The organism is Histophilus somni (assembly GCF_014202395.1).
GTDB classification, from domain to species: domain Bacteria; phylum Pseudomonadota; class Gammaproteobacteria; order Enterobacterales; family Pasteurellaceae; genus Histophilus; species Histophilus somni.
The window spans coordinates 1-25,915 of record NZ_JACHGQ010000004.1; the positions used below are offsets into that span (position 1 = coordinate 1).

The following is a 25,915-nucleotide window of genomic DNA, read 5'->3' on the forward strand; positions in this document are numbered from 1 at the left end:
CCATGTGAGAGTAGGGCACCGCCAAGTTTTTTATGATATGACCCTGAGTGGAGACACTCAGGGTTTTTTGTTATTTGGGATAAGGCGGGGAAGAGGGAAGAGGAAAATGGGAGAAAAAAGTAATAAGGTGATAACAAGGTAGTTATAAAAAGTAGGGTAATGAAGCAGCGTGAAGAGGTGCGGTAGGAAAATTGTTTTTTTTCTACCGCTCTTTTTTTAGGTAATTTATTTATCGTTTGCCTTATTCATACGTCCGGCAAACAATATCTTTTTCTTCACAAAACATCTCACTATGCTGTGCTTGACACTGTCTTTGTACATTAAGTTTAGCTCGGCCTCTGTTGCTATGCTCACTGCGATATTCTTGAGTAAATGGTTTTAATGTACAAACATGAATAGCATCAAAATCAGTTTGTTCCGAAACACCGATGAAAATTGGAACTGGAATGGCTGTTTGATCTTTTGTTGATGTCGGTACAACGCAACTTGTTAATAATATACACAAACCGATTAAACAAAAACGCATATTTTTCTCCTAAAAATAACCTTAATTTCAAATTTTAAGACGATTTTATTATACTCAATTTTTACAAGAATGTTCAGAGAAATGACAAAACATATAGTTTTACTTTTTCTCCATAAAAATGTAGGCATGATGTAATTGAAACTAAGTTGTATCTCGTGTTTAATTAACATTCATGCCGATATCGAAAACATATAAGCAATATTTGCTTCGTTTGTTACAAATTATTTTTCAATTCGTAATCCATAAGATTTAAATTTCTCTAATACAATCTCCATTTCTTTTGGAGTTAACAATGGGATTTCTAAACCTGTCGCTAAAAGTTTCATGTACCATTGTGCCAAGACTTCAACTTCATGAGCAAGCCATAGTGCTTTATCAAGATTTTTCTCTGCAGCAATTAAACCGTGATGTGCTAATAAAATTGCTTTACATTTTTTAATACCTTGTTTTACATGCTCAGCTAATTCATGTGTACCAAAAGTTGCATAAGGAACACAAGGAATATGATCAGCACCGCCTACGGCAATCATGTAATGAAAAGGAGGAATGGGTTTTTCTAAAATAGAGACAGCTGCACAATTGATTGAATGATTATGTACAACTGCATCAACATCAGGACGTGCTTCATACACAGCTAGATGGAAATGCCATTCACTGGAGGGGAATTTGCCTTCTTCATGTTTGCCATGTTTATCTACATAAACAATGTTGTTTTCAGTCAGCAATTCATATGGCATGCCTGTAGGAGTAATTAACATACCGTCTTTATATCTGACACTGACGTTACCCGCAGTTCCTTGGTTTAAACCAAGTCTTGTCATTTCTAAACAGGTGAAGATAATTTTTTTTGAAAGTAGTGATCTATCCATTTTTATTGTCCTTCTATTTCACAGGTGTAACACCTTTTTTAATAATAATATTGCCGTATTTTGCAGTTTCACCGGTAATAACTACTGCATAAGCCTGTTTTGCTCGCTCATAAAAAGCAAAACGATCCATTCTTGCTAATTTAGGCACATTACCTACCGCACTTTTAATTGTTTGAAGATAGCTTTGCTCCACAGCGGGATCCAAACTATCCCCTTCCACTGCTTGCATCATAATTAACGGTGCCTCAGTATAAGTATCAAACTCAAATAAAGGGGTAATACCTGTCAGTAAAGAATTGATACTAATACCGTCAGCACGAACAACTTTATGATGCAATTGATGAGCTGGAAAATGAGCATCAGATAAAACTAACTCATCTCCATGTCCCATTTCTGCTAAAATTTTCAACAAATCCGGTGAAATTGCCGGATGAATCCCTTTTAACATATATCCTCCTGAAGTTTTTTATAAAATTCCATATCTGTTGAAGGCTCAATTCGTCGGAATGTCGGCTTCATTTTTTGCTGTGCCTCTTCGACGTTTGCAAAAACGCCCGCACCGGTTAAAGTAAACATAGCTGCACCCAATACTGTACTCTCTGCTATATCAATAACATCAATAGGGCAACCTAAGACATCAGCACGAATTTGGTTCCAAAGTTTATTTTTAGATCCACCGCCAACCACAATCAAACGATCCGCACTAAAATTTCCCACTTTTTGTAATACATTCAAGCCTGCTTTTAGACGGTAAGCCATGTATTCCAAACCTGCACGATAAATTTCGCCACGTTTCGTATGCATTGATAAACCTTTGATTTCACCTGTTTGTTCCATTTTGCCGTCAAAATTTCCTACGAGCTTCACGCCATTGGAACCGGCAGGTACTGTTTCGCCCTCTGCGATCATAGTTTGATAATATTGCTCTTTGGTTACATCGGAAAAGAATTGTTTGCCCAACCATTCAATCACACCCGAACTAACCCATTGCACTCCCGGATTAAAAGCACCAGGCAGACTATCAAATTCTATGGTTAAACCATCTCTGACATATTGCCATTGTGCTTGAGCTTGCTGTGTTCTTACCATTAAAATTTCCCAAGTGCCTGAACTCAAAACAGGTTGGTTATATCCGGCACCGGAACCGAAAATAGCAAATTGAGTGTCATGTCCACAGGAAAGTACTGGGATATGTGTTGATAAACCTAAATATTTTGCTACCTCAGGTAATAAATTACCTATTTTTTCACCCGCTCTTTTCATCGGTGGGAAATGTTGTTCATTCAAACCTAGAAAATCTAAAACCTCTTTATCCCAAGAGTCATTTTCTATATTTGTCATCATTGATGTACCTGCCATAGTACGATCTGTACTAAATTGACCTGTCAAACGTTGAGTTAATATAGATGAAATGAATACCCACTTATCCATCTCGGCAAAAATATCCGGTTTATTTTCTTTCAACCACAATAATTTGAACAATGTATTGAAACTATATTGTCCAATACCATTACGCTGATAGAGCTTTTTTACATCAAGGTATTGATGAAGTTTCTCCATGACAGGCAAAGTGCGGGGACATTTCCAAGAAATTATTGGAAAAATTTGCTTCCTATTTTTCGAAAAAGGAGCACCATCTACACCAAAGGTAGTAATACCAATCCCTTTAATTTCAGCTAAATCAATTTGTTTTTGGCGTAGATTCACAATTGTTTTTTCTGCACAAAAAATAAGTTTTTGGTAGATTTCTTCGATGTCCCAAATATGATAAAGAGAGTTTTCAGGATCAGGTTGAGTGTGATTAGGTGTATGATGTGATGCAACGATTTTACCTGCTTCATTTATTGCAATGGTACGTAAATTTGTTGCACCACAATCAAAAATCAATGCAATTGCCATAATAACTCCATAAAATCATGAGCTTATTGCTTAATTAAGAGGGGAAATTTAGTCCTTCCCCCTCCCCTTGGATTTCATAAATTAACGATATAAAGGACCAAAGTTTGCACAAGCACGGTAATCTTGACCTTCTTTATCTTGACCAAATGCACTCCAAGCACTTGGACGGAAAATGTCTTTTTCTTCGACATTGTGCATACAGACTGGAATACGTAGCATGGAAGCAAGAGTGATCAAATCAGCACCAACATGTCCATAAGTTGCAACGCAATGGTTTGCCCCCCAATTTGCCATGACAGAATAAGCGTCAGTAAATGCTCCTGTACCCGTTAAACGTGGAACAAACCAAGTAGTTGGCCATGTTTGATCAGTACGTTTATTTAAAATATCATGCACGTTTTCTGGTAAAGCAATAGACCATCCTTCGGCGATTTGTAAAACAGGCCCAATACCTTTGACTAAGTTAATTCTATGTATGGTAAATGGCATCCCGCCTTTAGTTAAAAATTGTGACGATAAACCGCCTCCTCTGAAATATTCGTGTACCGCCGGACACCAACGAGTATTTTCTAAGCAACGCTTTCCATCTTCTTCTGTTACTTCCCATACCGGTTTAATGACTGATGTTCCGTTTGGATCTGTATGTTGTCCCGTACCATCCAAAGCGGCAGAGCCGGAATTGAGTAAATGAATAAATCCACTTTCAGGACGCCAACCTGTTACACGCTCAACAGAATCTTCACTCCAATAGGTACGTACATCAGCAAAAATTTGAGCCTGAGCGGTTAGCAAATTGCCGAATAACATGTTAACGCCATTTAATGAATCATTTTCTGTGGCTAAAATATAAGGAGGACGTACACCGTTCCAGTCATAAGTTGAATTCAATATTGCTTCCATAAAGTCGCCGTTCGGTAGATGATCTGTCCAATGGCGTTGACCTTGGAAACCAGCACCAATCGCATTATGTCCCATTGATTCTTCTACATAACCAAGTTCAGCTAAACGAGGATTACCAACCATTAGATCTCGACAAATAATCGTCATTTTGACAACATTTTCCCAAAGTTTTGCTCGTTCTTCCGAACTACGCTGATTTTCTTTAGCATTTACATCAATACCTTCTTTACAGTATTGAGTGACCCATTCCATCGCTAATTTAACTTCTTTTTCATCATAGATTTTGCGATCTAAACGGCGTTTAATTTCGGTCATATCTACATATTCATTACGCATATCCAAATATTCTTGAAAGAATGCTTGATTAACGATAGAACCGGCAATACCCATAGAAACTGAACCTATAGATAAGTAAGATTTACCACGTAAAGTCGCAACTGCGAGACCGGCACGAGCAAAACGCAGTAATTTCTCTTTAACATCTGTTGGAATTGTTGTATCAGATGCTTCTTGAACTTCAGTACCGTAAATAGAGAATGCAGGTAGCCCCATTTGGTTATGTCCGGCAAGAGCCGCTGCCAAATACACCGCACCGGGACGTTCTGTACCGTTAAAGCCCCAAATTGCTTTTGGCATATGGGGATCCATATCGATTGTTTCAGAACCATAGCACCAGCAAGGGGTTACAGTGATGACTGCACCGACATTTTCACGTTTGAATTTTTCAGCACATGCAGCAGCTTCAGCGACACCACCAATCGTGGTGTCCGCAATTACACATTTCACAAATTGCCCATTTGTGTGCCGCACTTCCGTTTCAATTAATTGAGCCACCGCTTTTGCCATATTCATGGTTTGATCTTCTAAAGATTCACGAACGCCCATACGACGTCCATCAATAGTTGGACGGATACCGATTTTTACCGGTGTTGATTTTAAATGTGTCATTTTTTATTCCTTCTTGATGATTAAGTTTATTTTTTCACAAAAAACAACAGAACATAGTTTTTTGTGTAATTTGTAAAATTTTCGTGAGATAAATCACAAAAAAATCCTTTTTTGGGTTAAATTTCTTGTTTTTATTTGCCCGATTTTTAAATGATTCATGATTTTTCGGGCAAAACGATCAAATCAGGCTTCGAATTATTTCAATACCTTCCAACTTCTATAGCCATAAATAGTAATTGGAATAAAGCAGATTAATGGCAGAACAAAAGAAATGTTCACAGCAGGCAAATTAAAAATTTCACCTTTATCAATGATCATGCCTTGTAAAGGTGGCATTAATGCACCGCCTACGATTGCCATAACCAGACCTGCGGCACCAAGACTTGCCTCTTCTTTTAAACCGTATAAGGCAATACCGTAGATTGTTGGGAACATAAGAGACATAAAACCTGAGGTTAAAATTAAGCAATATAATCCTAATTCTCCATCGATAAAAATTACGCCTACAATGCTTAAGAAACCGCCGATACCAAATAGGCATAACATCAACTCAGCTTTTAAGTATTTCATAATACTGGTGCTGATAAAGCGACTGGCAACAAAAATTATCATTGCAATAATATTAAAATTTTGTGCTTCAGATTTAGTAAAACCTAAGCGTTCGGCATATTGGATAATAAAGGTCCAGCACATAATTTGAACACCTACATAGAAAACCTGAGCAATTACACCTTCACGATACTTTGCATTTTGGATTAGGCGAGAAAATGCGTCTTTGAATGCAATTCTTCCCCCCCCCCCTAGCTCTTCCATTTTTGTAGTAGGCATTTTGTATAAACTAATGACTAACATGATGATTAAAACAACACCTCCAACAGCTAAATAAGGATTACGAATAATTTCTAAATCATGGGTGCGTATAGTCGCTTTTTCTGCGGTAGATAAGGTATTAAAAATTAGATTTCCCATTGCATCACGTTTTTCAGATTCTAGGCTGGTTAATACTACTTGTGATGCCACAAACATACCTGTAATCGAACCCAACGGGTTAAAAGATTGTGCTAAATTTAAACGGCGGGTTGCGGTTTGCGGATCTCCCATCGAAAGAATATATGGGTTGGCTGTGGTTTCTAAAAAAGCTAACCCAAAAGTCAGAATATAAAGTGATAGTAAGAAAAAAGTAAATTCTTCATACAAAGCTGCCGGATAGAATAAGAATGCACCAACTGCATAAAGGGCTAAACCTAATAAGACACCGGATTTATAATTAAATCGGCTGACAAAAAGTGCGGCTGGAATTGCCATTGTTCCATAGCCTCCATAAAAGGCAAATTGAACAAGAGCAGCTTCTGATGCTGGAATTTCCATAACAGTTTGGAAAACGGCTACCATTGGATTCGTAATATCATTTGCAAATCCCCACAAAGCAAACAAACTGGTAATTAATATAAAAGGTGCAATAAATTGCTTTTCAAGAGTTTTAGCTGTCATTTTTCTTTCCTTAATTATGAGAGTAGTTTCAAGGATTACATTCTCGTAAAATTATGCTGCGTGCTTTGCATCATTTTTTGAAAGAATGTTAAAACTATTAGAAAGGAAAAATAGAAAGACAATAAGAAATTTATGAAAGTAGTTAAATTTCTGTGAAATTCATCACAAAAAACGCTAAAAAAAATTAAAAGATAATGCCCGAATTAAATCAATTCTTTTGTAAATCGGGCATTATTTTGTTTGGATAAAGAGGCTTTAAACAATAGTGATTAAAACATCAGATTTTTGGCAGTATGATGTCAAAGTTGGATTTGGAACTTGGTCTGTAAATAAAATATCTATTTGTGATAAATCTGTTAAACGAATCAAATTTCTACGTTCAAACTTAGAACTGTCTAATAAGAGAAATTTCTGTTCACAAGCATCCATTAATTTACGTTTAATTGAGGCATTAAGCTCATTTGATTCCCAAACTCCACCGCTACTATCAATGCCGGTGCAAGAGAAAATCCCAATATCAATATGTAAACGTTGTAATAATTGTTCGGATAACGGTCCATAAAAAGCATCATATTTCACTGAATAAACGCCACCCGTTGCAATGGTTTTAATATTAGGTTTATTAACAAGTGCGGTAATGTTATGCATAGAATTGGTCACTACTGTGCAAGGAATATCGGGGATCATTTGTGCAAAATGCCAGCTGGTTGAACTGGCATCCAAACCAAGTACAATACCTTCAAACATATATTCAATGGCGGAAGCGGCTATGGCACGTTTTTTATCGCAATTAAAGCGTTGTCGGCTTTGAAAAGAACTCCCGACATCTTTCGCTTTACGACTGACAGCACCTCCATGTACACGATGAATTAACCCTCTCTTATCCAGATCGGTTAGATCTCTTCGAATAGTTTCCACAGATACGTCAAATTGTTTAGCTAAATCATTTACATTCACTTTTCCGGATGAATTTATTAATTGCAAAATCAATGTTTCTCTTGATGACATTTCTTTTCTCCAAGCAGTCAAGATGGTTACGAAAGATTACACGCTAAACGATAGTAAGATCAACTGTTGAAAAATTACCGCACTTTGCCTTAAATTTATTTTACTGTCATTGGTAGTGTTAATATGTTCAAGAAGAATTGCGTCAGATCAGGAAAAGCTGACTTTTCACTTTAAAATATACTCATTTTTTGCTATAAAGTCGGCAGTTTTTTACTTAATACTTAGGAGATATTTTATGGAGTTAGTATTTATTCGCCATGGTTTTAGTGAGTGGAATGCCAAAAACTTGTTTACCGGCTGGCGTGATGTGAATTTAACAGAACGTGGTATTGAAGAAGCTAAAGCAGCAGGTAAAAAATTACTTGAAGCTGGTTATGAATTTGATATTGCATTTACCTCAGTTTTAACTCGGGCAATTAAAACCTGCAATATCGTGTTAGAAGAATCTAACCAATTATGGATTCCTCAAGTGAAGCACTGGCGTTTAAATGAGCGTCATTACGGTGCTTTACAAGGGTTGGATAAAAAAGCAACTGCTGAACAGTATGGTGATGAACAAGTTCACATTTGGCGTCGTTCTTATGATGTTTCTCCACCGGATTTAGATCCGCAAGATCCGAATTCTGCACATAACGACCGCCGTTATGCTCTTTTACCTAAAGACGTTGTGCCAAATGCTGAGAACTTAAAAATCACTCTTGAACGTGTTCTGCCATTCTGGGAAGATCAAATTGCACCCGCACTTCTTTCCGGTAAACGTGTACTTGTCACTGCACACGGTAACTCTTTACGTGCATTAGCAAAACACATTATCGGTATTTCTGATGAAGAAATTATGGCTTTTGAAATTCCAACTGGTCAGCCGTTAGTGTTAAAACTGGATGAACAGTTAAATTTTGTTGAGAAATTCTATCTATAATTTCTTTATATACCTAATCAATGGCTGAGGGTATCTCAGCCTTTTTGTATCACTTTTTACATTGATTTGATTTTATCTTGTCGCAATTCCTCTTTAATTTCTGTACAATCGGCAGATTTTGTGTTTATTGAGATATTCTATGAGTTCATCCCCAAATATTGGCTTTATCAGCCTTGGTTGCCCCAAAAATTTAGTTGATTCTGAGCGTATTCTGACAGAGTTACGTTCTGATGGTTATAATATTATTTCCAGTTATGAAGGGGCGGATTTAGTTATTGTCAATACCTGTGGCTTTATTGATAGTGCGGTGCAGGAATCATTGGAATCTATCGGAGAAGCTTTAGAGAATAACGGTAAAGTGATTGTAACTGGTTGTTTAGGGGCGAAAGAGAACCAAATTCGTGAAATTCATCCGCAGGTGCTGGAGATCACAGGTCCGCATAGCTATGAAGCCGTGATGAAACATGTGCATAAATATGTACCTAAACCTGAATACAGTCCTTATACTAGTCTTGTGCCGAAACAAGGGATAAAACTGACGCCAAAACATTATGCTTATTTAAAAATTTCGGAAGGTTGTGATCATCGTTGTACTTTTTGTATCATCCCTTCTATGCGAGGTGATTTAGATAGCCGCTCCATTGTGCATATACTCGATGAAGCCAAACGCCTTGTAGATGCTGGTGTGAAAGAGATTTTGGTAGTATCTCAAGATACCTCTGCTTATGCCTTGGATAAGAAGAAAGAAAATGCCAGTAAAACGGTATTCTGGAATGGGATGCCGATTAAAAATGATCTGATTACTTTATGTGAAAAATTAGGTTCGCTCGGTGCGTGGGTGCGGTTGCATTATGTTTATCCTTATCCGCACGTAGACAATCTCATTCCATTGATGGCAGAAGGTAAAATCTTGCCTTATTTGGATATCCCCTTACAACATGCCAGTCCTAAAATTTTAAAGATGATGAAACGCCCGGGTTCAATTGAACGTACTTTAGAGCGTATCAAAAAATGGCGTGAAATTTGTCCTGATTTAACTTTGCGTTCTACCTTTATTGTTGGTTTTCCGGGAGAAACGGAGGAAGATTTCCAGTTATTATTGGATTTCTTGCAAGAAGCACAACTTGATCGTGTTGGTTGTTTTAAATTCAGTCCTGTTGAAGGTGCGGTCGCCACCGATATGGAAGATCAAATACCGGAAGAAATCAAAGAGGAACGGTTTCACCGTTTTATGCAGTTGCAACAAAAAATTTCCGCTGAACGTTTACGGCAAAAAATTGGTAGAACATTACCTGTCATTATTGATGAGATTGACGAAGAAGGCATTATTGGTCGTACGATGGCAGATGCACCGGAAATTGATGGCGTTGTTTACGTAGATAATTTTTCAAAAGTGGAAGTAAAACTCGGACAAATTATTAATGTAACTATTACCAACGCAGATGAATATGATTTATGGGGAGAGATTTAAGTGCCGTTAAGTGCGGGGTGAATTACCGGAATATTTATTCTCCCTCAGAAGCAGTGATATATTATAAAATTCAATTTCCAGGATATGTATCATGTTATTTTTACGACAAAAATTCAAAAATAGATTAAAACTTACCGCACTTTTTTATGTAGTTTATTTGCTTTTTTCGTTTGTTGCTCGTGCCAATGAACTTACTCGCCTCCAAGAAAAAATTAAGTTACAAGAACAAAAAATTGCACAACAAAAAAATGAACAAAATGAATTACAAAACGTATTAAAAAACCAAGAAAATAAAATTAGTCAAGCGGAAGATAAATTACGTCAAACAGAAGAAAATTTGAAAGAAACACAACAACTTATCAATACAACAGATAAACAGATAAAACGCTTGGAAATGCAGCTCAAAAGTCAAAAAAAACTGCTTGCAGAGCAAATAGATAAAATGTACCGAGCTGAGATTAATTCTTCCGCAGTTGAAAAGTTGTTTTCTCAAGAGGCACAAAAATCTGAACGTATGCAGATTTATTATCGTCAGATGAATCAAACTCGTTTAAAGTTGATTAATGAAATCCAACAAACTCAAGAACAGCTGGAGAATGAAAAAGCCCTTATTCAAGGAAAAAGAAAAAATCAGCAAAATCAGCTGACAACACAAAAACAACAACGACAAGAACTACAAAAATTACAGCGTGAGCAACAATTAATGCTTGAACAGCTGAATCAAAATTTAGTAAAAGATCAAAATAAGTTGGAGCAATTAAAGGCAAATGAAATTACTTTGCGTCAACAAATTCAGCGAGCGGAGAAAATTACTAAAGAGAAGGAACAGCGAGAGCGGGCAGCATTGGCACGGAAAAAAGAGTCGGAAGAAAGGAAAAACCGAAAACCTTATAAACCGACAGCACAAGAAAAGCAACTTATGGCAAGTAAAAAAGGTTTAGGTGTTGCAAAAAAACAGTATTCTTTTCCTGTACAGGGTAAAGTTGTACAAGGTTTCGGTACAAGTCAAATGGGAGAATTGAAATGGAAGGGTATGGTAATTTCTGCGGTAAAAGGTTCTCCGGTAAAAGTAATTACAGATGGACGGGTTATTTTAGTCAGTCGTCTTGCAGGTTATGGTTTAATGGTAATCGTTAAACATGGAGAGTATGATCTCACCCTGTACGGTTACAATCAATCTGCTATGGTTGAAGAAGGACAATTTGTGAAAGCCGGACAAAAAATTGCTGAGGTTGGTGATACGGGGAGTTATGCACTTCCGGCACTTTATTTTGAGATTCGTCGTAAAGGGATACCCGTTAACCCGATGGGTTGGGTAAAATAAAATGAGAAGAAATATATGTATTAAAAGTGCGGTTAAAATCAGTCTTATGGGGCTAATCCTGAGCATTGTATCGTCTTTTATTTATGCTCAACATAAACTGGCGATTGTAATTGATGATATTGGATATCGTCTTAAGGAAGATAATCAGATTTATTCTCTGCCAAAAGAAGTTTCTGTTGCCATTATTCCTTCCGCACCTCATGCCAAGCAACGTGATCAACAGGCAAAACAACAAGATAGAGATATTTTAATTCATTTGCCTATGCAACCGCTTAATCTGCAAAAAATTGAAGACGGTGGAATAAAATTAGGTATGTCGCAACCGGAAGTTTATCATCGAGTAAGAAATGCCAAAAGTATTTTACCCAATGCTATAGGTATGAATAATCACATGGGAAGTGCGGCGACAGCGGATAAAGATTTAATGAACAAATTAATGACCGCACTTTTGCAACAAGATTTATTCTTTCTTGATAGCCGAACCATTGGGCGATCAGTTGCGGGGAAAATAGCGAGAGAGTTTGGTATACCCACTTTGGAACGTCATATTTTTCTTGATGATAGTGATAAACTTAGTGATGTTCAACGCCAATGGAATGCAGCCATTCAATATGCTCGTAAACGGGGAACGGCTATTGTGATTGGACATCCGAGAAAAAATACGATTGCAGTTTTGCAAATGGGGATAAAACAATTACCAAAAGATATTCAATTAGTGGGTATTGGCAGTTTGTGGCGTAATGAGAAGATAATTCCTCAGAAACCTTTTATTTATCTGTTTAATGATATACCCGCACCGACATCGCAAGCACCATTTCAAACTATTCCTTTGTTAAGAGGAGTACCGACCGATATATAACAGAAAATACATGATTAAAGAATAAACCTCTGAAGGATTTTCAGAGGTTGGAAGTCAAGGGCGAATGTCCCGTAAAATGGGATTTTGCATAGAAATCAACGTTTCTGTGGATTGAATTTCATCGATTAGTTGAATTTTTGTCGCAAGAACTGAATGAAGCTCAGCAATAGTATGGGTCATTACTTTAATAAAGATAGAATAGTTACCGGTCGTATAGTACGCTTCAACGACTTCATTGATATTCTCTAATTGTTTGATAACTTTGTCGTAGTCTTTCGCACTTTTTAAAATAATACCGATAAAGCAACATACATCATAACCTAATTTACGTTCATCAATGCGGATTTTTGTGCCTTGAATGATGCCGGATTGACGCATTTTTTCTACTCGCACATGGATAGTGCCAGGACTGACACCGAAATTTTTCGCCATTTCTGCATAAGGTGTACGTGCATCTTTGATTAATACTCGTAAGATTTGTTGATCTAATTGGTCTAAATTTGGCATATTTATTTTTCCTTATTGTTTAGAATTAGAAAATATATAAAAATATTATGCTATTTTTAATATAAATTCAATATTAATAAAAAAATAAATAAATGGTATTGAATTAGTGGTATATTTTATTAAATAATACTTAACGTGAATTTAATATTCAATTACTCGTTATTAATTATTAGGATGTATGTCATGAAAAAATCATTTATTTTACAACAACAAGAAATTAGTTTTGCTAAAAACACTTTTACAGAAAAATTAATCGAACATTTAGGCATCATTGAAGTGCAAGGACCTATCTTAAGTCAAGTGGGAAATGGTATTCAAGATAATCTTTCAGGTACAGAGAAAGCGGTTCAAGTAAATGTGAAACAGATCACTGATGCCAAATTTGAAGTGGTGCATTCATTGGCAAAATGGAAACGTCATACATTAGCTCGTTTTAACTTTGCAGAGAATGAAGGCTTATTTGTACATATGAAAGCATTACGTCCCGATGAAGATAGTCTGGATCAAACCCACTCTGTTTATGTTGATCAATGGGATTGGGAAAAAGTTATTCCAACGGGACGTCGCAACCTTGCTTATTTAAAAGAAACTGTACGTTCAATTTATCAAGCTATTTTGGAAACGGAAGAAGCAGTACACCAAAAATTTGGGTTGAGTAAATTTTTACCTAGAGAGATTACTTTTATACACAGTGAGGAACTTGTTCAACGTTATCCTGAATTGAACGATAAACAACGTGAAAATGCGATTTGCAAAGAATATGGTGCAGTATTCTTAATAGGAATTGGGGGAGTATTATCAGATGGCAAACCACATGATAAGCGTGCACCTGATTATGATGACTGGACAACACCGTCTGAAGGTGAGTATTTAGGTTTGAATGGTGATATTCTTGTTTGGAATCCTGTATTGGAGCGTGCATTTGAAGTATCTTCTATGGGCATTCGTGTAGATGAAACCGCATTACGTAAACAACTGGCATTAACCGGTGATGAAGATCGGTTGCAATTTGACTGGCATCAAGATCTTGTCAACGGACGTTTACCGCTTTCTATTGGTGGTGGGATTGGTCAATCTCGCTTGGCGATGTTGCTTTTACAGAAAAAACATATTGGCGAAGTGCAATCAAGTGTTTGGCCAAAAGTTGTTACAGAACAGTTTGAAAACATTCTGTAGCGTGCTTTTGAATATTATATTGAAAAAGTGCGGTAAAAATACCGCACTTTTTTATATCAAAGCCAAAATGTTCTTGATAGAATACCCATTCACCTATTTTTAACGAAATCTAGTTTATGTATAGCTCATTTTCTTCTTTATTTGAACAAGTTTTGCAATCTCCCGATTTTATCATTTTAATAAAAATGTCTGTTGCTATGCTATTGGGTGGAGCAATTGGCTTAGAGCGAGAATTGAAACATAAACCGGTTGGAGTAAAAACTTGCGTAATTATTTCGGTTACAACTTGTATTCTAACGATTGTTTCAATTAAAGCTGCGGAACATTATGCACAAGTTTCAGAAAATATTCGAACTGATCCAATGCGTTTAGCTGCACAGGTCATTAGCGGCATCGGTTTTTTAGGTGCGGGGGTAATTTTACGTAAAAGTAACGATGCTATTTCAGGATTGACAACTGCTGCTATTATTTGGGCAGCTGCTGGTATTGGTATTGTTGCTGGAGCCGGCTTCTTTTTTGATGCTTCAGTTGCTACATTTATGATTTTAATCGCAGTTCGGGTAGGTCCGACGTTACAACAAATTATCCGTCGCAGTACACGTAGAACACGTAAAACTAAAATTTATATTCAACTTAGTTCACCATTGATCATCAGTAAAGTTACGGATATTTTAATTAATAATAATTACCGAATTGATAGTTTATCTGTCAAAGATTTACAAAATGGAGAAGTACGTTTAACCATTAGAGGATTAATCACAGATAAATCGAAAGTACAAGGCGTTTATTTGTTACTAAAAGATGAAGAAGGCGTTGTCAGTATTGATTTGGCTAATTAAAAGAAAAATCCAGATATTTAATTGATTTGCTCCAAAAGTTGTACTACATACACCATCAACAAATTAAGGGGCAGATTTTTTATGATCAAAGGGAATATCTCCTTAAAAATTTTATCCTTTTCACTTGAGCTTTATTTTTAATCTCTGTATAATCGCCAACCTTACAGCCATAGTTAATTTTCGTTCCTTGCTTCCGCAAGATTGGTGGCTGGTCTTATAATCGGAGGCTGATTAACCCGTAAGGAGCAGTAATGCGTCACTACGAAATCGTATTTATGGTTCATCCGGACCAAAGCGAACAAGTACCCGGCATGATTGAACGTTATACTTCTTCTATCAAAGAAGCCGGCGGTCAAATTCATCGCTTAGAAGATTGGGGTCGTCGCCAATTAGCGTACCCAATCAATAAATTACACAAAGCACATTATGTGCTAATGAATGTAGAAGCGCCTCAAGAAGTCATCGACGAGCTAGAAACAACTTTCCGTTACAACGACGCAGTTCTTCGTAACGTAATTATTCGTACTAAGCACGCCGTAACAGAAGCGTCCCCAATGGTTAAAGCACGTGAAGAGCGTAAGCCTTTAACTGAAGTTGAAAACAACGATTTTGAGGATGCTGAAGAGTAATTTAGAGGTTGATAATCGTTTTTCGTTAATTGGCAAAGTTGCTGATTTTCCAAAACGAAACAAGAGCCCAAATGGAATTGATCATTGCCTTTTCTATTTGGAACATCGTTCAAATAAGAAAGAAGCAGGTTTTACCCGTCAAGCATGGTGTAAAATAGCCATCCAAATTAGTGGCAATCAATTAATAGAGAAAACTCAAAGCATTACGGTCGGTCAGCAATTATTAGTTGTAGGTTTTGTTACTTCGCATAGAAGTTCAAATGGTTTAAATCAATTAATATTGCATGCCGAGCAAATCGAATTTATAGAGTAGGAGACTAGCCAAATGGCACGTTATTTCCGTCGTCGTAAGTTCTGCCGTTTTACAGCGGAAAATGTAGTAGAAATCGACTATAAAGATATTGCTACATTGAAGAACTATATCACAGAGAGCGGCAAAATTGTTCCAAGCCGTATTACCGGTACTCGTGCGAAGTATCAACGTCAATTAGCTCGTGCTATCAAACGTGCTCGCTATTTAGCGTTACTTCCATACACTGACAATCATCAGTAATTTAAGGAGAATACGGTAATGCAAGTAATTCTTTTAGATAAAATTGCTCATCTCGGTAACGTAGGTGATCAAGTTAGCGTTAAAGCAGGTTTTGCTCGTAACTTCTTAATTCCACAAGGTAAAGCAGTTATGGCAACTCAAGCTAATATTGAATATTTTGAAAGTCGTCGTGCTGAATTAGAACGTAAAGCAGCAGAAGTTCTAGCTACAGCACAAGCTCGTGCTAATCAGTTAGCAGAATTGGCAACTGTTACTATTACATCTAAAGCCGGTGATGAAGGTCGTTTATTCGGTTCTATCACCGCACGTGATGTGGCTGAAGCAGTAACTGCGGCAGGTGTTGAAATCGCTAAAAGTGAAGTTCGCCTTTCAACAGGACCACTTCGCACAACCGGCGAACACCAAGTCCGTTTCCAATTACACGGCGAAGTATTTGCAACATTAAATGTTGTTATTGTTGCAGAGTAATCATTAAAATTATAATGACAGAACCCAACTTTTATGTTGGGTTTTTTTATATCTTTGTTGCCCCAAGTAATCTTATAGCTAAATTCTTTAACTCATACATTAATCCACGTATTTTTCTAACATAACATTATTCATTTCTATTTTTTATCCTTTATCCTTTGACAACCTTAGTAGCTTTAATTCAATTATAATAACGCACTGTTTTCTTACTAACTCTTTGAGAAATAGTAATCTCCGATAATTCCTGTAATGATCATGGGCTTATTGTAATCTCTGCTGTTGTGTATGGGATATTTTAAAATCTAAATAATCCGATACGGTGTGCCGTTTCTTTTTTGGGTATAATCTGTCAATCTTCTTTTACTAAAGGAGATTATTGATGAGTAAATCAAAAGTAATATTAATCCGATATATATGGTGCTACAATAAGTGCGGTGCATGGTGCATGGTGCATGGTGCATGGTGCATGGTGCATGGTGCATGGTGCATGGTGCATGCTTTGATATAATATATTTTGAGTGAGGAATTTGCGATGTCCTATTTAGAACGTGCAAGAGAGCTTTTTGATGAAGCAAAAGCAGTGAGAAGACAAATCCATCAACACCCTGAAGTGGGTTTTGAGTTGCCCGATACCATGGCGTTGATTAAGAAAAAATTGGATGAACATAATATTCAGTATCGTCAATTGGACGATGCCTATGCTCTAGTGGGGACGTTGGGCGATCCGAGCAAGGGTAAGACGTTGTTGTTGCGTGCGGATATGGACGGCTTGCCGATGGTCGAAGAAGCGAATTTGGAATTTGCCGCCAAAAATCAATGTGCACATTTGTGCGGTCATGATATTCATGCGACAAGTTTATTGGTTGCCCTGATCATGCTCAAAGAAGATGAAGATAAGTTGCAAGGGCAAATCAAATTTTTATTCCAACCTGCCGAAGAAACGCTGAATGGTGGCAAGTTGATGATCGAAAAAGGGGTGTTGGAAAACCCAAAACCGGATGCTGGTCTAGCACTCCATATGTGGCCTAATGGTGAAAAACCAGGGATTTTGATAAATAAAGAAGCTGCATTGGCATCTGCATTGAATTTTAAAATCGAGATTAAGGGCAAAGGGGCACACGGTGCGATGCCTTATAACGGTGTCGATCCTGTGTTTGTGGCTTCGCAAATTATTAACGGTGCCAATGGTATTTTGGCACGTGAGTTGCCTTCCAGCAAAGGGGCTTCTTTATCCATAGGATCGATCAGTGCACCGGGCGGGGCAATCAATATTGTGCCTCCTAATGCGTATTTGGAAGGAACTTCCCGCTCGTTATACGATGATTCGGCTAAACACATGGCAAAACGATTGCCTGAAATTGTCGAGCATATCGGTAAGGCATTCAGAGCCGAGACAGTCTATGAGGAAGTAGCGAATGTGCCTGCGTTGGTCAATACGCCTACCATGTCTGAGTTGGTCAAAGCTTCTGCCGAAGAAGCCTTGGGCCCGGAATATACGGTGAAATATATTGATCCTCTTTTAGCTTCCGAAGACTATGCCCATATCGCCAGTCAATTGCCTGAATCCTGCTATTTCTTTGTGTCTTGCCCGCAACCGGATGCGGACGGCAATGTCTATGCGGTACACCACCCTAAGGTGGTCTTCAATGAAGAGGCATTGATTATCGGCCCTGCAACTATGGCACAAGCTGCGGTGAACTGGTTAGCAAGTCATCGTTAAGGGGGTGACTCAATGAGCCAGTGTGGTGTGTATTGAAATATCAATCCCATTGGCTTTTTTGTTTTTGAATTAAAAATATTTCATTCAAAGTTTTCCGTCAATATCCGCTTTGGGATCCCTTGCCATTTAAAAAATTAACCCAAGCGGTTTTTTTGCATAAACAGAAAAAAGTTGTAGCAATTATTACATCAATATAGACTTGTTCCGATTTTAACTCATTGATATTTTAGTTAATCTAAAAATTTATGGAAATAAAATAGCCATGAAAACACTCAGTCAAGCCGCTAAAGTAGTCACTTTTTTACGGCAAAATCCACAACAAAAATTCACGGCTCGCAAAATTGCCGAAGCAATTACCGCTCAATATTCTGCTGATTATCAGCATAAAAAAGCCAAATTTGCCAATCCAAAAGCCTTTATGCAGCAAATTGTGGCGGAAATTGGTTCGCAGAAAGATGCTATTTTAAAAAATTGCCCCGAAATTCAAATACAGGATAAGCCACGTCCGCGCCTATTTTGGTATGAAAATTCATCGGATACCGAGATTTCAGGCGGCCTGAAACATCAAACGTTTTCAGAACACGATTTGTATCCTCAACTCATGCAATTTTTATCACAAGAATTGAACTTGTACTGTTTACGGATTGATGAAAAACGCTCTAAAAACAATCGTGGCCACAAAGGTAATCAATGGCTACACCCTGATATTGTCGCTATGCAAGCCTTGGATAAACAATGGACACAAGATATTCAAGATTGTGCTAAATTGGGTTCAGGGAAAAATGTGGTATTGTGGTCGTTTGAAGTAAAATGCGAATTAAACGGTGGAAATGTGCGTGAAAGTTTTTTCCAAGCGGTCAGCAATTCCAGTTGGGCAAATGAAGGCTATTTGGTGACCACCGCCATTGTTGGTGAACACACCGAGGAAGAATTGCGGATTTTGTCGGCATTACACGGCATTGGTGTGATAATTTTGAATTTAGACGATTTAAACGAAAGCGAAATTTTATTGCCTGCCAAACGCAAAACCGAAATAGATTGGCAATCTGCTAATCGCATTGTGGAACAAAATACGGATTTTAACAAATTTATTGAATACGTTGCCATTTATTATAAAACAGGCAAAATTGTTAAAGAGAGTTGGAATAAATAAAACATGATTACCAAACACAACCTTCCCGAATTATTAAACCATCTCGGTTTTACCGAACAGAATCAAATCTACCGCAAAGTTTTTCATGGGCAATATGAATTAAGCGTGGATTTCAAAGCAGAAAAAATCCATTATCCCAATGGTTTAACCGCCGAACGCGACACCACGCTCAATTTCAGCCAGCCTGAAAATTTCGTGGTGTTGGAATGCGTGTGCCACTTATTGCAAACGAGTTACACGCCCAATCAAATCGTTTTAGAGCCGAAAATGACAGGCGGACGCGAAGACACCAGTTTTTATTGCGATATTTTATTGCGCGATAACGACCACACGCCCTATATGTTGATTGAATGCAAAACCACCGACAACAGCAACAGCAACAGCGAATTTGAAAAAGCATGGCGCAAAATGCAAAAAGACGGTGGTCAATTGTTCAATTATTTCAACAGCTACCGCAAAGCACAATATTTATGCTTGTATGCTTCTGACTGGAATGGCGAAAACGTAGAACACAGCTACCGCCTTGTTTCTATGAAAGACAACACCGAATATTTAAAAAGCGATGAAAAATTGATTGGTTATGAGCAAATTCACGCAGAAAGTGGCAGCAAAAGCGATTTCTTTGAAGTTTGGAAAAACACTTACCAACTGGACGCAACAGAACATCAATTATTTGAATCTGCGCCATTTAATATCGGCACACGCCCCTTTTCAGCCAGCGATTTGAAAGTGGTGGATAACACCAGCATTCAGAAAAAATACCACCAATTCGCCACCATTATGCGCCAACACAATGTTTCGGGGCGCGAAAATGCGTTTGATAAATTGGTGAATTTGTTTCTCGCCAAAATCAAAGACGAAAGCGAAAACCCAAATGAATTAAAAGTTTATTGGAAAGGCGCGGCACAAGATAATTATTTTGACCTGCAAGACCGCCTGCAAGCACTTTACAAAAAAGGCATGGACGAATTTTTGGGCGAAGAAATTACCCACGTTACCAAAGAAGAAATTGAAGCCGCCTTTATCTTATTCAAAAACAAAAAAGACGAAACCAAGAAAACCATTTTGGACAAATTCACCGAAATCAAATATTACACCAACAACGATTTCGCCTTTTTGGACGTACATAATAAAAAACTGTTTTTCCAAAACGGTGCAATTTTGAAAGAAGTGGTACAGATGCTACAGGACATTCGCCTAAAAACCGACAATGGCGGCGAAAATCAATTTTTGGGCGATTTGTTTGAAGGTTTCCTAGACCAAGGCGTGAAGCAGTCGGAAGGGCAATTTTTCACGCCTTTGCCGATTGTGCGTTTTTTGGTGTCGTCTTTGCCTTTGGCAGATTTGATTTCAGGCAGCGATGCACCGCCGAAAATGATTGACTATGCTTGCGGTGCGGGGCATTTCTTGAATGAATACGCCAGCCAAATTCGCCCATTGGTTCAAGCATTTAAACAAGCGGACACCGCACCTTATTATCAAGCCATCGTCGGCATTGAAAAAGAATACCGCCTCTCCAAAGTGGCGAAAGTTTCCGCGTTTATGTATGGGCAAGACGGCATTCAGATTGTCTATGGCGATGGTTTGACTGCACACAACGATAAAGTGAAAGTGGAAAATGGTGCGTTTTCGGTGCTGGTCGCCAATCCGCCGTACAGCGTGAAAGGTTTTTTGGACACGCTTTCAGACGATGAGTGCAAATCTTTTTCGCTTTACAAACATGTGGATAAAACCGATACCTTTAATTCCATTGAAACTTTTTTCATTGAACGCACCGCACAATTGCTCCAACAAAATGGCGTGGCGGCGATTATTTTGCCGTCTTCTGTGTTGAGCAATGGCAACATTTACATCAAAGCACGCGAAATTTTATTGCAACACTTTGATATTGTGGCGATTGCCGAATTTGGTTCAGGCACATTCGGCAAAACAGGCACCAATACCGTAACCCTGTTTTTGCGTCGCAAATCAGACGCACCCAGCTTGTCCGCACATTACCAAAACCGCGTGGATTTTTGGTTTAGCAATGACAAGTCCGCCGATGAATTGTTCCAAGACGCACATTTATTGCAGCAATATTGCCAACATTGCGGTTTAAATTGGCAAGATTATCAAGACTTTTTGACTTTCAGGCTGCCTGAAAGCGGTATTTTCGCCGATTACCGCGAAACTTATCGCCAAAGCACTGATTGGAAACAACGTCAAGCCAAACGCGATTACAAAGCACTTTCCGATACGGAAAAAGCAGATTTGTTTGAACAAAGTGCGTGGGCGTTTGCGCGTGAAATGGAAAAAGACAAATTGCATTATTTTTTATTGGCTTATGCCAATCCGCAGCCTGTACTCATCATCAAAAGCCCCGCCGACAACAAAGAAGCGAAAAAATTCTTGGGCTATGAATGGAGCACACGCAAAGGCAGCGAAGGCATCAAATACATCGGCAGTAGCGAAGCGGAAAACGAAGAAAACCCCAACCGCAATCAAGGCATTTTCAAAATGCACACGCCACTTTTCAATCCGAATGATTTGCATGACTCTAGCAAACTCAATCACTTAATCCGCCAAAATTTTCAGGCCGCCTGCACGCAAACGCAGCCTGAAATCAGCGAAGATTTGCGCCCATTTGCCAGCTTGCGTCCTTTGCATGAAATGCTGGATTTTTCGCGCACGGTGTTTGATAAAGCCATTCAGACGGCATTGGTGGAGAAAGTGGAAATATCCAGTAAATTCACTTTGGTTAAACTTAAAGATTTAGCACATATTGTTCGTGGCGTAACGTATGCTAAAAATGAGCAAGTGCAAACGCCAACATCTAACATCATTTTGCCTGCCGATAATATTTCATTAGACGGCAGGCTCAATGTGAGTAAGCAAATTTATTTATTGGAAAATAAAGAGCTTGATGATGAAAAACGTTTGAAAGCCAATGATATTTTTATCTGTTTTTCAAGTGGCAGTAAAAAACACGTTGGCAAATTGTGTTTAATTCCTGCGGATACCAATTATTATGCTGGTGGCTTTATGGGTATTTTACGTTGTTTAGAAAACATTCATCCTGCTTATTTGTTCAATATTTTGAATTTGGAAGAAATGAGAAATCAAGTTCGTCAATTAAGTAATGGTAACAATATTAAAAACTTATCTAGTTCTATTGGCGAAATTAAAATCCCATTGCCACCATTGGATATTCAGCAACAAATCATTGCCGAATGCCAAAAAATTGACCAAGAATACGAAACCAGCCGCATGGCGATTGAAACCTATCGTGCCAAAATTGCCCAAATATTCAGCGATTTAGAAGTGCTGGCACAAAATTCATCGAGGGGGGTAAAACTGTTTAAAATCAAAGATTTATGCAAAACAAATCCTTCAAAAAATATTTTGAGGGATTTGCCTGATGACTTGATTGTTTCTTTTGTGGAAATGGCATCGGTCAGCAATGATGGTTACATTCAACAAAAAATTAACCGTCCATTGGGCGAATTGCGTAAAAGCAGCTACACCTATTTCCAAGAAAATGACATCATTATTGCCAAAATAACGCCTTGCATGGAAAACGGTAAATGTGCATTAGCAACAGAATTGAGCAATCACATTGGCATGGGTAGCTCAGAATTTCATGTTATCCGCTCCCAATCACCAACATTGAATAATGCTTTTTTATTCCATTTTTTAAATCGGAATGAAATTCGTCAATCAGCAGAACAACATATGACTGGGGCTAGCGGTCATCGCCGTGTACCAATCGGGTTTTATGAAAGTTTGCCAGTTCCCGTGCCAAGTATTGAGAAACAAACTGAAATCCTCGCCCAAATCGCGCAATACGAAGCCCAAATCGCCACTTGCGAGCAAAAAATCCAATCTTTGCCCGCTCAAAAACAGGCAATTTTGGTGCAGTATTTGCAGTGATGTAACTTTCAGACAACCTGAAAAATAAAGGCAGGTAAATATCCGAAAACGACTTAATTCTTTACACGACCACAGACATTCAAGCCCAATTTTTGTTATACGAATTGGGCGGGTAATTGTGGCTAACGCAAGCAGAAATTGCCGAACTGGTCAAATTAAGAAAAAAACGGCAACCCTACCCCATTTCTTCCTGAAAGTGCGGTGTTTTTTAGCGATAAAAATCATTTCGTTGATTGGTAAAAAACTTTTCATGAAGACAAAATATGTGATTTTTTAAATGAAAAAATCGCTATTTGCAATGCCGTTTATTGAATCAAATGGTTACATATCAATGCTATCGTTTTTTTTGTTTTTGAATGTGAAATAATGAAGCGATAATTTGATTTAATTTATGTATTGTTATTTAATATGCCTATCCGTTGGTAACGGCGATTATTTTATGTCTTGTTTTTGTGTGTTGTTGTAATCTGTATATGAGTTTTTTTTGGAGTATCTATAATGGAACCATCCTACCAGGAACAAAACAATTGTACTGAAACGATTAAAATCAATGAAGTCAAAAAACTTTGGTTGGACAGTAAATTTTCCCTTAATTTACCTGTATGGACATTGTTGTTGCCTTTATTTGCATTATTAGTATTGGCATTTCATTTGCTGACTTACCCAACAGGCTGGTTGATTAATACTGTTACTACGGTTTTGCTTATCGGTTCGGTATTTGCTGCAGTGCATTATGCTGAAGTGATTGCTCATAAGGTGGGGGAGCCGTTTGGTACGTTGGTGCTTGCAATAGCGGTAACCGTTATTGAAGTGGCATTAATTGTGATCCTGATGAGTAACAGCACGCAGGAAAATTCTTTGGTGTTGGCAAGAGATACAGTTTATGCGGCATTAATGTTGATTTGTAATGGGATCGTGGGTATCGGGCTGCTGATAGGCGGTATGAAAAATTATGTCCAATTATTTAGCTTGCACGGTATTAAGGCTGCTGTCAGTGTTTTACTGGCAATTTCATTAATTGTTTTTGTATTGCCTAATTTTACGCTTTCTGCCGAGGGTGGTGGAATGGTCAATTCACAGCTGTTGTTTGTGGCAATGTGCTGTTTGGTACTTTACGGCTCTTTCATTTTTACGCAAACTATTCGCCATCGTAATTATTTTGTTGATGAGGATGAAAATGAAAGCCATCACAACGACAATTGGTTAACAATTGGTGTGAGTATTGTGTTTTTATTGATAAGTTTAGTTTCTGTGGTAGGACTGGCTAAAATGCTATCGCCTACTATTGAGTCTGCACTAGTTAGTTTCGGGTTGCCTAAAATAATGTTGGGGATTATCGTTGCCGGTTTGGTATTGTTGCCGGAATCAATTGCTTCAATTAAGGCTGCCTATAATAACCAGTTGCAAAACAGTCTGAATCTTGGTTTGGGTTCGGCATTAGCGTCTATCGCTTTAACTGTGCCTGTGATTGCGATTATTTCTGTTATCTCCGGTCAGCCTATTGTGTTTGGTTTAACAGCCAAAGAAAGTTTGATGCTGATTATTACACTTTTATTGACAATGAATACTTTAAGCACAGGACGTAGCAACTTTTTGTTGGGAGTTATTCATTTGGTAATGTTGGCAACTTTTATTTTCTTTTCCATCATTCCTTGATTTTGAAATGAATGATTTACATCAGTAAGTACGAAGAGAAAATCAATCACATTATTATCGGGTAGAAATATATGAAAAATAGAAATTTTTATTTTGGATTGGGTTTTATTGCTTTGCTTACCATTATCGTGAGTTGGTTGGCAAATACTCAATTTGCACATCAAGCGAAAATCAGTGCTTTGACTATCGCAATTTTGTTAGGCATTTTAATTGGTAATACCTTTTATCCCGCACTTTCATCAAAACTGGACAAAGGCGTGTTATTTGCCAAGGGAACATTGTTACGTATTGGAATTATATTATATGGCTTCCGTTTGACTTTGCAGGACATTAGCCATGTGGGAATCAATGCCATTGTTACAGACAGTGTTATGTTGCTTTCCACTTTTTTCCTTGCCATTGGGATAGGAATTTATTGGCTTAAAATGGACAAGCAGACGGTGTATTTGACGGCTGGAGGCTGTAGCATTTGTGGGGCGGCGGCTGTGATGGCAATGGAACCTGTTACCAAAGCCGAATCTCATAAAGTATCCGTTGCTGTTGCGGTCGTTGTTATTTTTGGCACGATTGCCATGTTTCTATATCCGTTTGCCTATTCTTATTTACAACATTGGCTAACAGATCATCAATTTGGGATTTATATCGGTTCAACGGTACATGAAGTAGCACAAGTTTATGCTGCCGGCGGTAATATTGGTCCTACGGTTGCTGATACAGCAGTAATCACCAAAATGATTAGAGTAATGATGTTAGCGCCATTTTTATTAGTTTTATCTTGGGCATTATCAAAACAGAAATCAGATAAAAGTAAAATTAATATTCCTTGGTTTGCTTTCTTATTTATTCTCATGGCAATCTTTAATTCCTTTGATATTTTGCCAAAAAGTGCGGTTAAATTTATTGTAAAATTAGACGATTTACTGTTAATTGCCGCAATGATAGCTTTAGGATTAACCACTCATATTAGTGCTATCAAGAAAGCGGGTGTAAAACCTTTATTATTAGGTATGTTACTCTTTATTTGGTTGGTTTTAGGAGGATTAGCAGTGAATTTGTTAATGCAAGGATTTTTATAAAGATAAGGATATTAT

At 37.8% G+C, this 25,915-nt stretch carries 24 protein-coding genes; 16 read left to right on the forward strand and 8 right to left on the reverse strand.

Annotated features, from left to right (window positions below; all coding sequences use genetic code 11):
• Positions 1-241 precede the first annotated feature (241 nt).
• From HNR69_RS03160 to HNR69_RS03190, 7 genes are all read right to left on the reverse strand, one after another.
• A complete protein-coding gene (locus tag HNR69_RS03160; protein ID WP_075294416.1) occupies positions 242-526 on the reverse strand; it encodes a hypothetical protein in 285 nt (94 codons plus the stop codon).
• A gap of 221 nt (positions 527-747) precedes the next feature.
• The gene (gene fucA / locus HNR69_RS03165) at positions 748-1,395 is read right to left on the reverse strand and encodes an L-fuculose-phosphate aldolase (RefSeq protein ID WP_012341411.1); all 648 of its coding nucleotides are present in this window, start codon (positions 1,393-1,395) and stop codon (positions 748-750) included.
• 13 nt (positions 1,396-1,408) lie between these two features.
• On the reverse strand, positions 1,409-1,843 hold the full coding sequence (gene fucU / locus HNR69_RS03170; RefSeq protein WP_012341412.1) for an L-fucose mutarotase: 435 nt from the start codon (positions 1,841-1,843) through the stop codon (positions 1,409-1,411).
• Positions 1,837-3,294 (reverse strand): L-fuculokinase, encoded by a 1,458-nt coding sequence (fucK, locus tag HNR69_RS03175; RefSeq protein ID WP_075294415.1) that lies wholly within the window; start codon positions 3,292-3,294, stop codon positions 1,837-1,839. Before fucK ends, fucU begins: the two co-directional genes overlap by 7 nt.
• Positions 3,295-3,375: 81 nt before the next feature.
• Positions 3,376-5,142 carry an L-fucose isomerase gene (gene fucI / locus HNR69_RS03180; RefSeq protein ID WP_075294414.1) on the reverse strand — a complete coding sequence of 589 codons (1,767 nt, stop codon included), beginning with the start codon at positions 5,140-5,142 and terminating at the stop codon, positions 3,376-3,378.
• A gap of 195 nt (positions 5,143-5,337) precedes the next feature.
• Entirely contained in the window at positions 5,338-6,633 is a 1,296-nt protein-coding gene (gene fucP / locus HNR69_RS03185; RefSeq protein WP_075294413.1) for an L-fucose:H+ symporter permease, read from the reverse strand.
• 255 nt (positions 6,634-6,888) lie between these two features.
• Positions 6,889-7,641: a DeoR/GlpR family DNA-binding transcription regulator gene (locus HNR69_RS03190; protein ID WP_075294412.1), complete on the reverse strand. Its 753-nt coding sequence runs from the start codon at positions 7,639-7,641 to the stop codon at positions 6,889-6,891.
• Between the two features lie 235 nt (positions 7,642-7,876).
• Between HNR69_RS03190 and HNR69_RS03195 the strand changes: the two genes are divergently transcribed.
• From HNR69_RS03195 to HNR69_RS03210, 4 genes are all read left to right on the forward strand, one after another.
• Positions 7,877-8,560: a 2,3-diphosphoglycerate-dependent phosphoglycerate mutase gene (locus HNR69_RS03195; protein ID WP_011609598.1), complete on the forward strand. Its 684-nt coding sequence runs from the start codon at positions 7,877-7,879 to the stop codon at positions 8,558-8,560.
• A 139-nt stretch (positions 8,561-8,699) separates the two neighbouring features.
• Entirely contained in the window at positions 8,700-10,031 is a 1,332-nt protein-coding gene (gene rimO / locus HNR69_RS03200) for a 30S ribosomal protein S12 methylthiotransferase RimO (protein ID WP_075294411.1), read from the forward strand.
• Positions 10,032-10,122: 91 nt separating this feature from the next.
• On the forward strand, positions 10,123-11,355 hold the full coding sequence (envC, locus tag HNR69_RS03205; RefSeq protein ID WP_075294410.1) for a murein hydrolase activator EnvC: 1,233 nt from the start codon (positions 10,123-10,125) through the stop codon (positions 11,353-11,355).
• 1 nt (position 11,356) lies between these two features.
• Positions 11,357-12,214: a divergent polysaccharide deacetylase family protein gene (locus HNR69_RS03210; RefSeq protein ID WP_041604337.1), complete on the forward strand. Its 858-nt coding sequence runs from the start codon at positions 11,357-11,359 to the stop codon at positions 12,212-12,214.
• Positions 12,215-12,268: 54 nt separating this feature from the next.
• Here HNR69_RS03210 and asnC read toward each other — a convergent pair whose 3' ends face one another.
• On the reverse strand, positions 12,269-12,721 hold the full coding sequence (gene asnC, locus HNR69_RS03215) for a transcriptional regulator AsnC (RefSeq protein ID WP_011609594.1): 453 nt from the start codon (positions 12,719-12,721) through the stop codon (positions 12,269-12,271).
• 183 nt (positions 12,722-12,904) lie between these two features.
• On the opposite strand from asnC, the gene asnA reads away from it, so the two are divergent.
• From asnA to HNR69_RS03270, 12 genes are all read left to right on the forward strand, one after another.
• A complete protein-coding gene (gene asnA, locus HNR69_RS03220) occupies positions 12,905-13,897 on the forward strand; it encodes an aspartate--ammonia ligase (RefSeq protein ID WP_075294409.1) in 993 nt (330 codons plus the stop codon).
• A 116-nt stretch (positions 13,898-14,013) separates the two neighbouring features.
• Positions 14,014-14,736 carry an MgtC/SapB family protein gene (locus tag HNR69_RS03225; RefSeq protein WP_075294408.1) on the forward strand — a complete coding sequence of 241 codons (723 nt, stop codon included), beginning with the start codon at positions 14,014-14,016 and terminating at the stop codon, positions 14,734-14,736.
• 251 nt (positions 14,737-14,987) lie between these two features.
• Positions 14,988-15,365, forward strand: coding sequence for a 30S ribosomal protein S6 (gene rpsF / locus HNR69_RS03230; protein WP_011609591.1), 378 nt, complete (start codon positions 14,988-14,990; stop codon positions 15,363-15,365).
• Positions 15,352-15,678 carry a primosomal replication protein N gene (gene priB / locus HNR69_RS03235; RefSeq protein WP_075294407.1) on the forward strand — a complete coding sequence of 109 codons (327 nt, stop codon included), beginning with the start codon at positions 15,352-15,354 and terminating at the stop codon, positions 15,676-15,678. Before rpsF ends, priB begins: the two co-directional genes overlap by 14 nt.
• Positions 15,679-15,690: 12 nt before the next feature.
• Entirely contained in the window at positions 15,691-15,918 is a 228-nt protein-coding gene (gene rpsR / locus HNR69_RS03240; RefSeq protein WP_005759927.1) for a 30S ribosomal protein S18, read from the forward strand.
• 18 nt (positions 15,919-15,936) lie between these two features.
• On the forward strand, positions 15,937-16,386 hold the full coding sequence (rplI, locus tag HNR69_RS03245; protein WP_011609589.1) for a 50S ribosomal protein L9: 450 nt from the start codon (positions 15,937-15,939) through the stop codon (positions 16,384-16,386).
• 379 nt (positions 16,387-16,765) lie between these two features.
• The gene (locus HNR69_RS09535; protein WP_260156612.1) at positions 16,766-16,894 is read left to right on the forward strand and encodes a hypothetical protein; all 129 of its coding nucleotides are present in this window, start codon (positions 16,766-16,768) and stop codon (positions 16,892-16,894) included.
• Positions 16,895-16,918: 24 nt separating this feature from the next.
• Positions 16,919-18,106 (forward strand): M20 metallopeptidase family protein, encoded by a 1,188-nt coding sequence (locus HNR69_RS03250; RefSeq protein ID WP_075294406.1) that lies wholly within the window; start codon positions 16,919-16,921, stop codon positions 18,104-18,106.
• 262 nt (positions 18,107-18,368) lie between these two features.
• A complete protein-coding gene (locus tag HNR69_RS03255) occupies positions 18,369-19,259 on the forward strand; it encodes a COG2958 family protein (protein WP_075294405.1) in 891 nt (296 codons plus the stop codon).
• Positions 19,260-19,262: 3 nt separating this feature from the next.
• Positions 19,263-23,168 (forward strand): N-6 DNA methylase, encoded by a 3,906-nt coding sequence (locus tag HNR69_RS03260; RefSeq protein ID WP_147590560.1) that lies wholly within the window; start codon positions 19,263-19,265, stop codon positions 23,166-23,168.
• Positions 23,169-23,666: 498 nt separating this feature from the next.
• Positions 23,667-24,824: a calcium:cation antiporter gene (locus HNR69_RS03265; protein ID WP_012341438.1), complete on the forward strand. Its 1,158-nt coding sequence runs from the start codon at positions 23,667-23,669 to the stop codon at positions 24,822-24,824.
• Between the two features lie 71 nt (positions 24,825-24,895).
• On the forward strand, positions 24,896-25,900 hold the full coding sequence (locus tag HNR69_RS03270) for a YeiH family putative sulfate export transporter (protein ID WP_012341439.1): 1,005 nt from the start codon (positions 24,896-24,898) through the stop codon (positions 25,898-25,900).
• Positions 25,901-25,915 lie beyond the last annotated feature (15 nt).

Bases quoted from the DNA above. Each gene is read 5' to 3' on its own strand.
- asnA (WP_075294409.1), top strand. From the start codon at position 12,905: ATGAAAAAATCATTTATTTTACAACAACAAGAAATTAGTTTTGCTAAA.
- rplI (WP_011609589.1), top strand. From the start codon at position 15,937: ATGCAAGTAATTCTTTTAGATAAAATTGCTCATCTCGGTAACGTAGGT.
- envC (WP_075294410.1), top strand. From the start codon at position 10,123: ATGTTATTTTTACGACAAAAATTCAAAAATAGATTAAAACTTACCGCA.
- HNR69_RS03270 (WP_012341439.1), top strand. From the start codon at position 24,896: ATGAAAAATAGAAATTTTTATTTTGGATTGGGTTTTATTGCTTTGCTT.
- HNR69_RS03255 (WP_075294405.1), top strand. From the start codon at position 18,369: ATGAAAACACTCAGTCAAGCCGCTAAAGTAGTCACTTTTTTACGGCAA.
- rpsF (WP_011609591.1), top strand. From the start codon at position 14,988: ATGCGTCACTACGAAATCGTATTTATGGTTCATCCGGACCAAAGCGAA.
- fucA (WP_012341411.1), bottom strand. From the start codon at position 1,395: ATGGATAGATCACTACTTTCAAAAAAAATTATCTTCACCTGTTTAGAA.
- HNR69_RS03250 (WP_075294406.1), top strand. From the start codon at position 16,919: ATGTCCTATTTAGAACGTGCAAGAGAGCTTTTTGATGAAGCAAAAGCA.
- fucK (WP_075294415.1), bottom strand. From the start codon at position 3,294: ATGGCAATTGCATTGATTTTTGATTGTGGTGCAACAAATTTACGTACC.
- priB (WP_075294407.1), top strand. From the start codon at position 15,352: ATGCTGAAGAGTAATTTAGAGGTTGATAATCGTTTTTCGTTAATTGGC.
- HNR69_RS03225 (WP_075294408.1), top strand. From the start codon at position 14,014: ATGTATAGCTCATTTTCTTCTTTATTTGAACAAGTTTTGCAATCTCCC.
- HNR69_RS03210 (WP_041604337.1), top strand. From the start codon at position 11,357: ATGAGAAGAAATATATGTATTAAAAGTGCGGTTAAAATCAGTCTTATG.
- fucU (WP_012341412.1), bottom strand. From the start codon at position 1,843: ATGTTAAAAGGGATTCATCCGGCAATTTCACCGGATTTGTTGAAAATT.
- HNR69_RS09535 (WP_260156612.1), top strand. From the start codon at position 16,766: ATGAGTAAATCAAAAGTAATATTAATCCGATATATATGGTGCTACAAT.
- HNR69_RS03265 (WP_012341438.1), top strand. From the start codon at position 23,667: ATGGAACCATCCTACCAGGAACAAAACAATTGTACTGAAACGATTAAA.
- rimO (WP_075294411.1), top strand. From the start codon at position 8,700: ATGAGTTCATCCCCAAATATTGGCTTTATCAGCCTTGGTTGCCCCAAA.
- HNR69_RS03195 (WP_011609598.1), top strand. From the start codon at position 7,877: ATGGAGTTAGTATTTATTCGCCATGGTTTTAGTGAGTGGAATGCCAAA.
- fucP (WP_075294413.1), bottom strand. From the start codon at position 6,633: ATGACAGCTAAAACTCTTGAAAAGCAATTTATTGCACCTTTTATATTA.
- HNR69_RS03190 (WP_075294412.1), bottom strand. From the start codon at position 7,641: ATGTCATCAAGAGAAACATTGATTTTGCAATTAATAAATTCATCCGGA.
- asnC (WP_011609594.1), bottom strand. From the start codon at position 12,721: ATGCCAAATTTAGACCAATTAGATCAACAAATCTTACGAGTATTAATC.
- rpsR (WP_005759927.1), top strand. From the start codon at position 15,691: ATGGCACGTTATTTCCGTCGTCGTAAGTTCTGCCGTTTTACAGCGGAA.
- HNR69_RS03260 (WP_147590560.1), top strand. From the start codon at position 19,263: ATGATTACCAAACACAACCTTCCCGAATTATTAAACCATCTCGGTTTT.
- fucI (WP_075294414.1), bottom strand. From the start codon at position 5,142: ATGACACATTTAAAATCAACACCGGTAAAAATCGGTATCCGTCCAACT.
- HNR69_RS03160 (WP_075294416.1), bottom strand. From the start codon at position 526: ATGCGTTTTTGTTTAATCGGTTTGTGTATATTATTAACAAGTTGCGTT.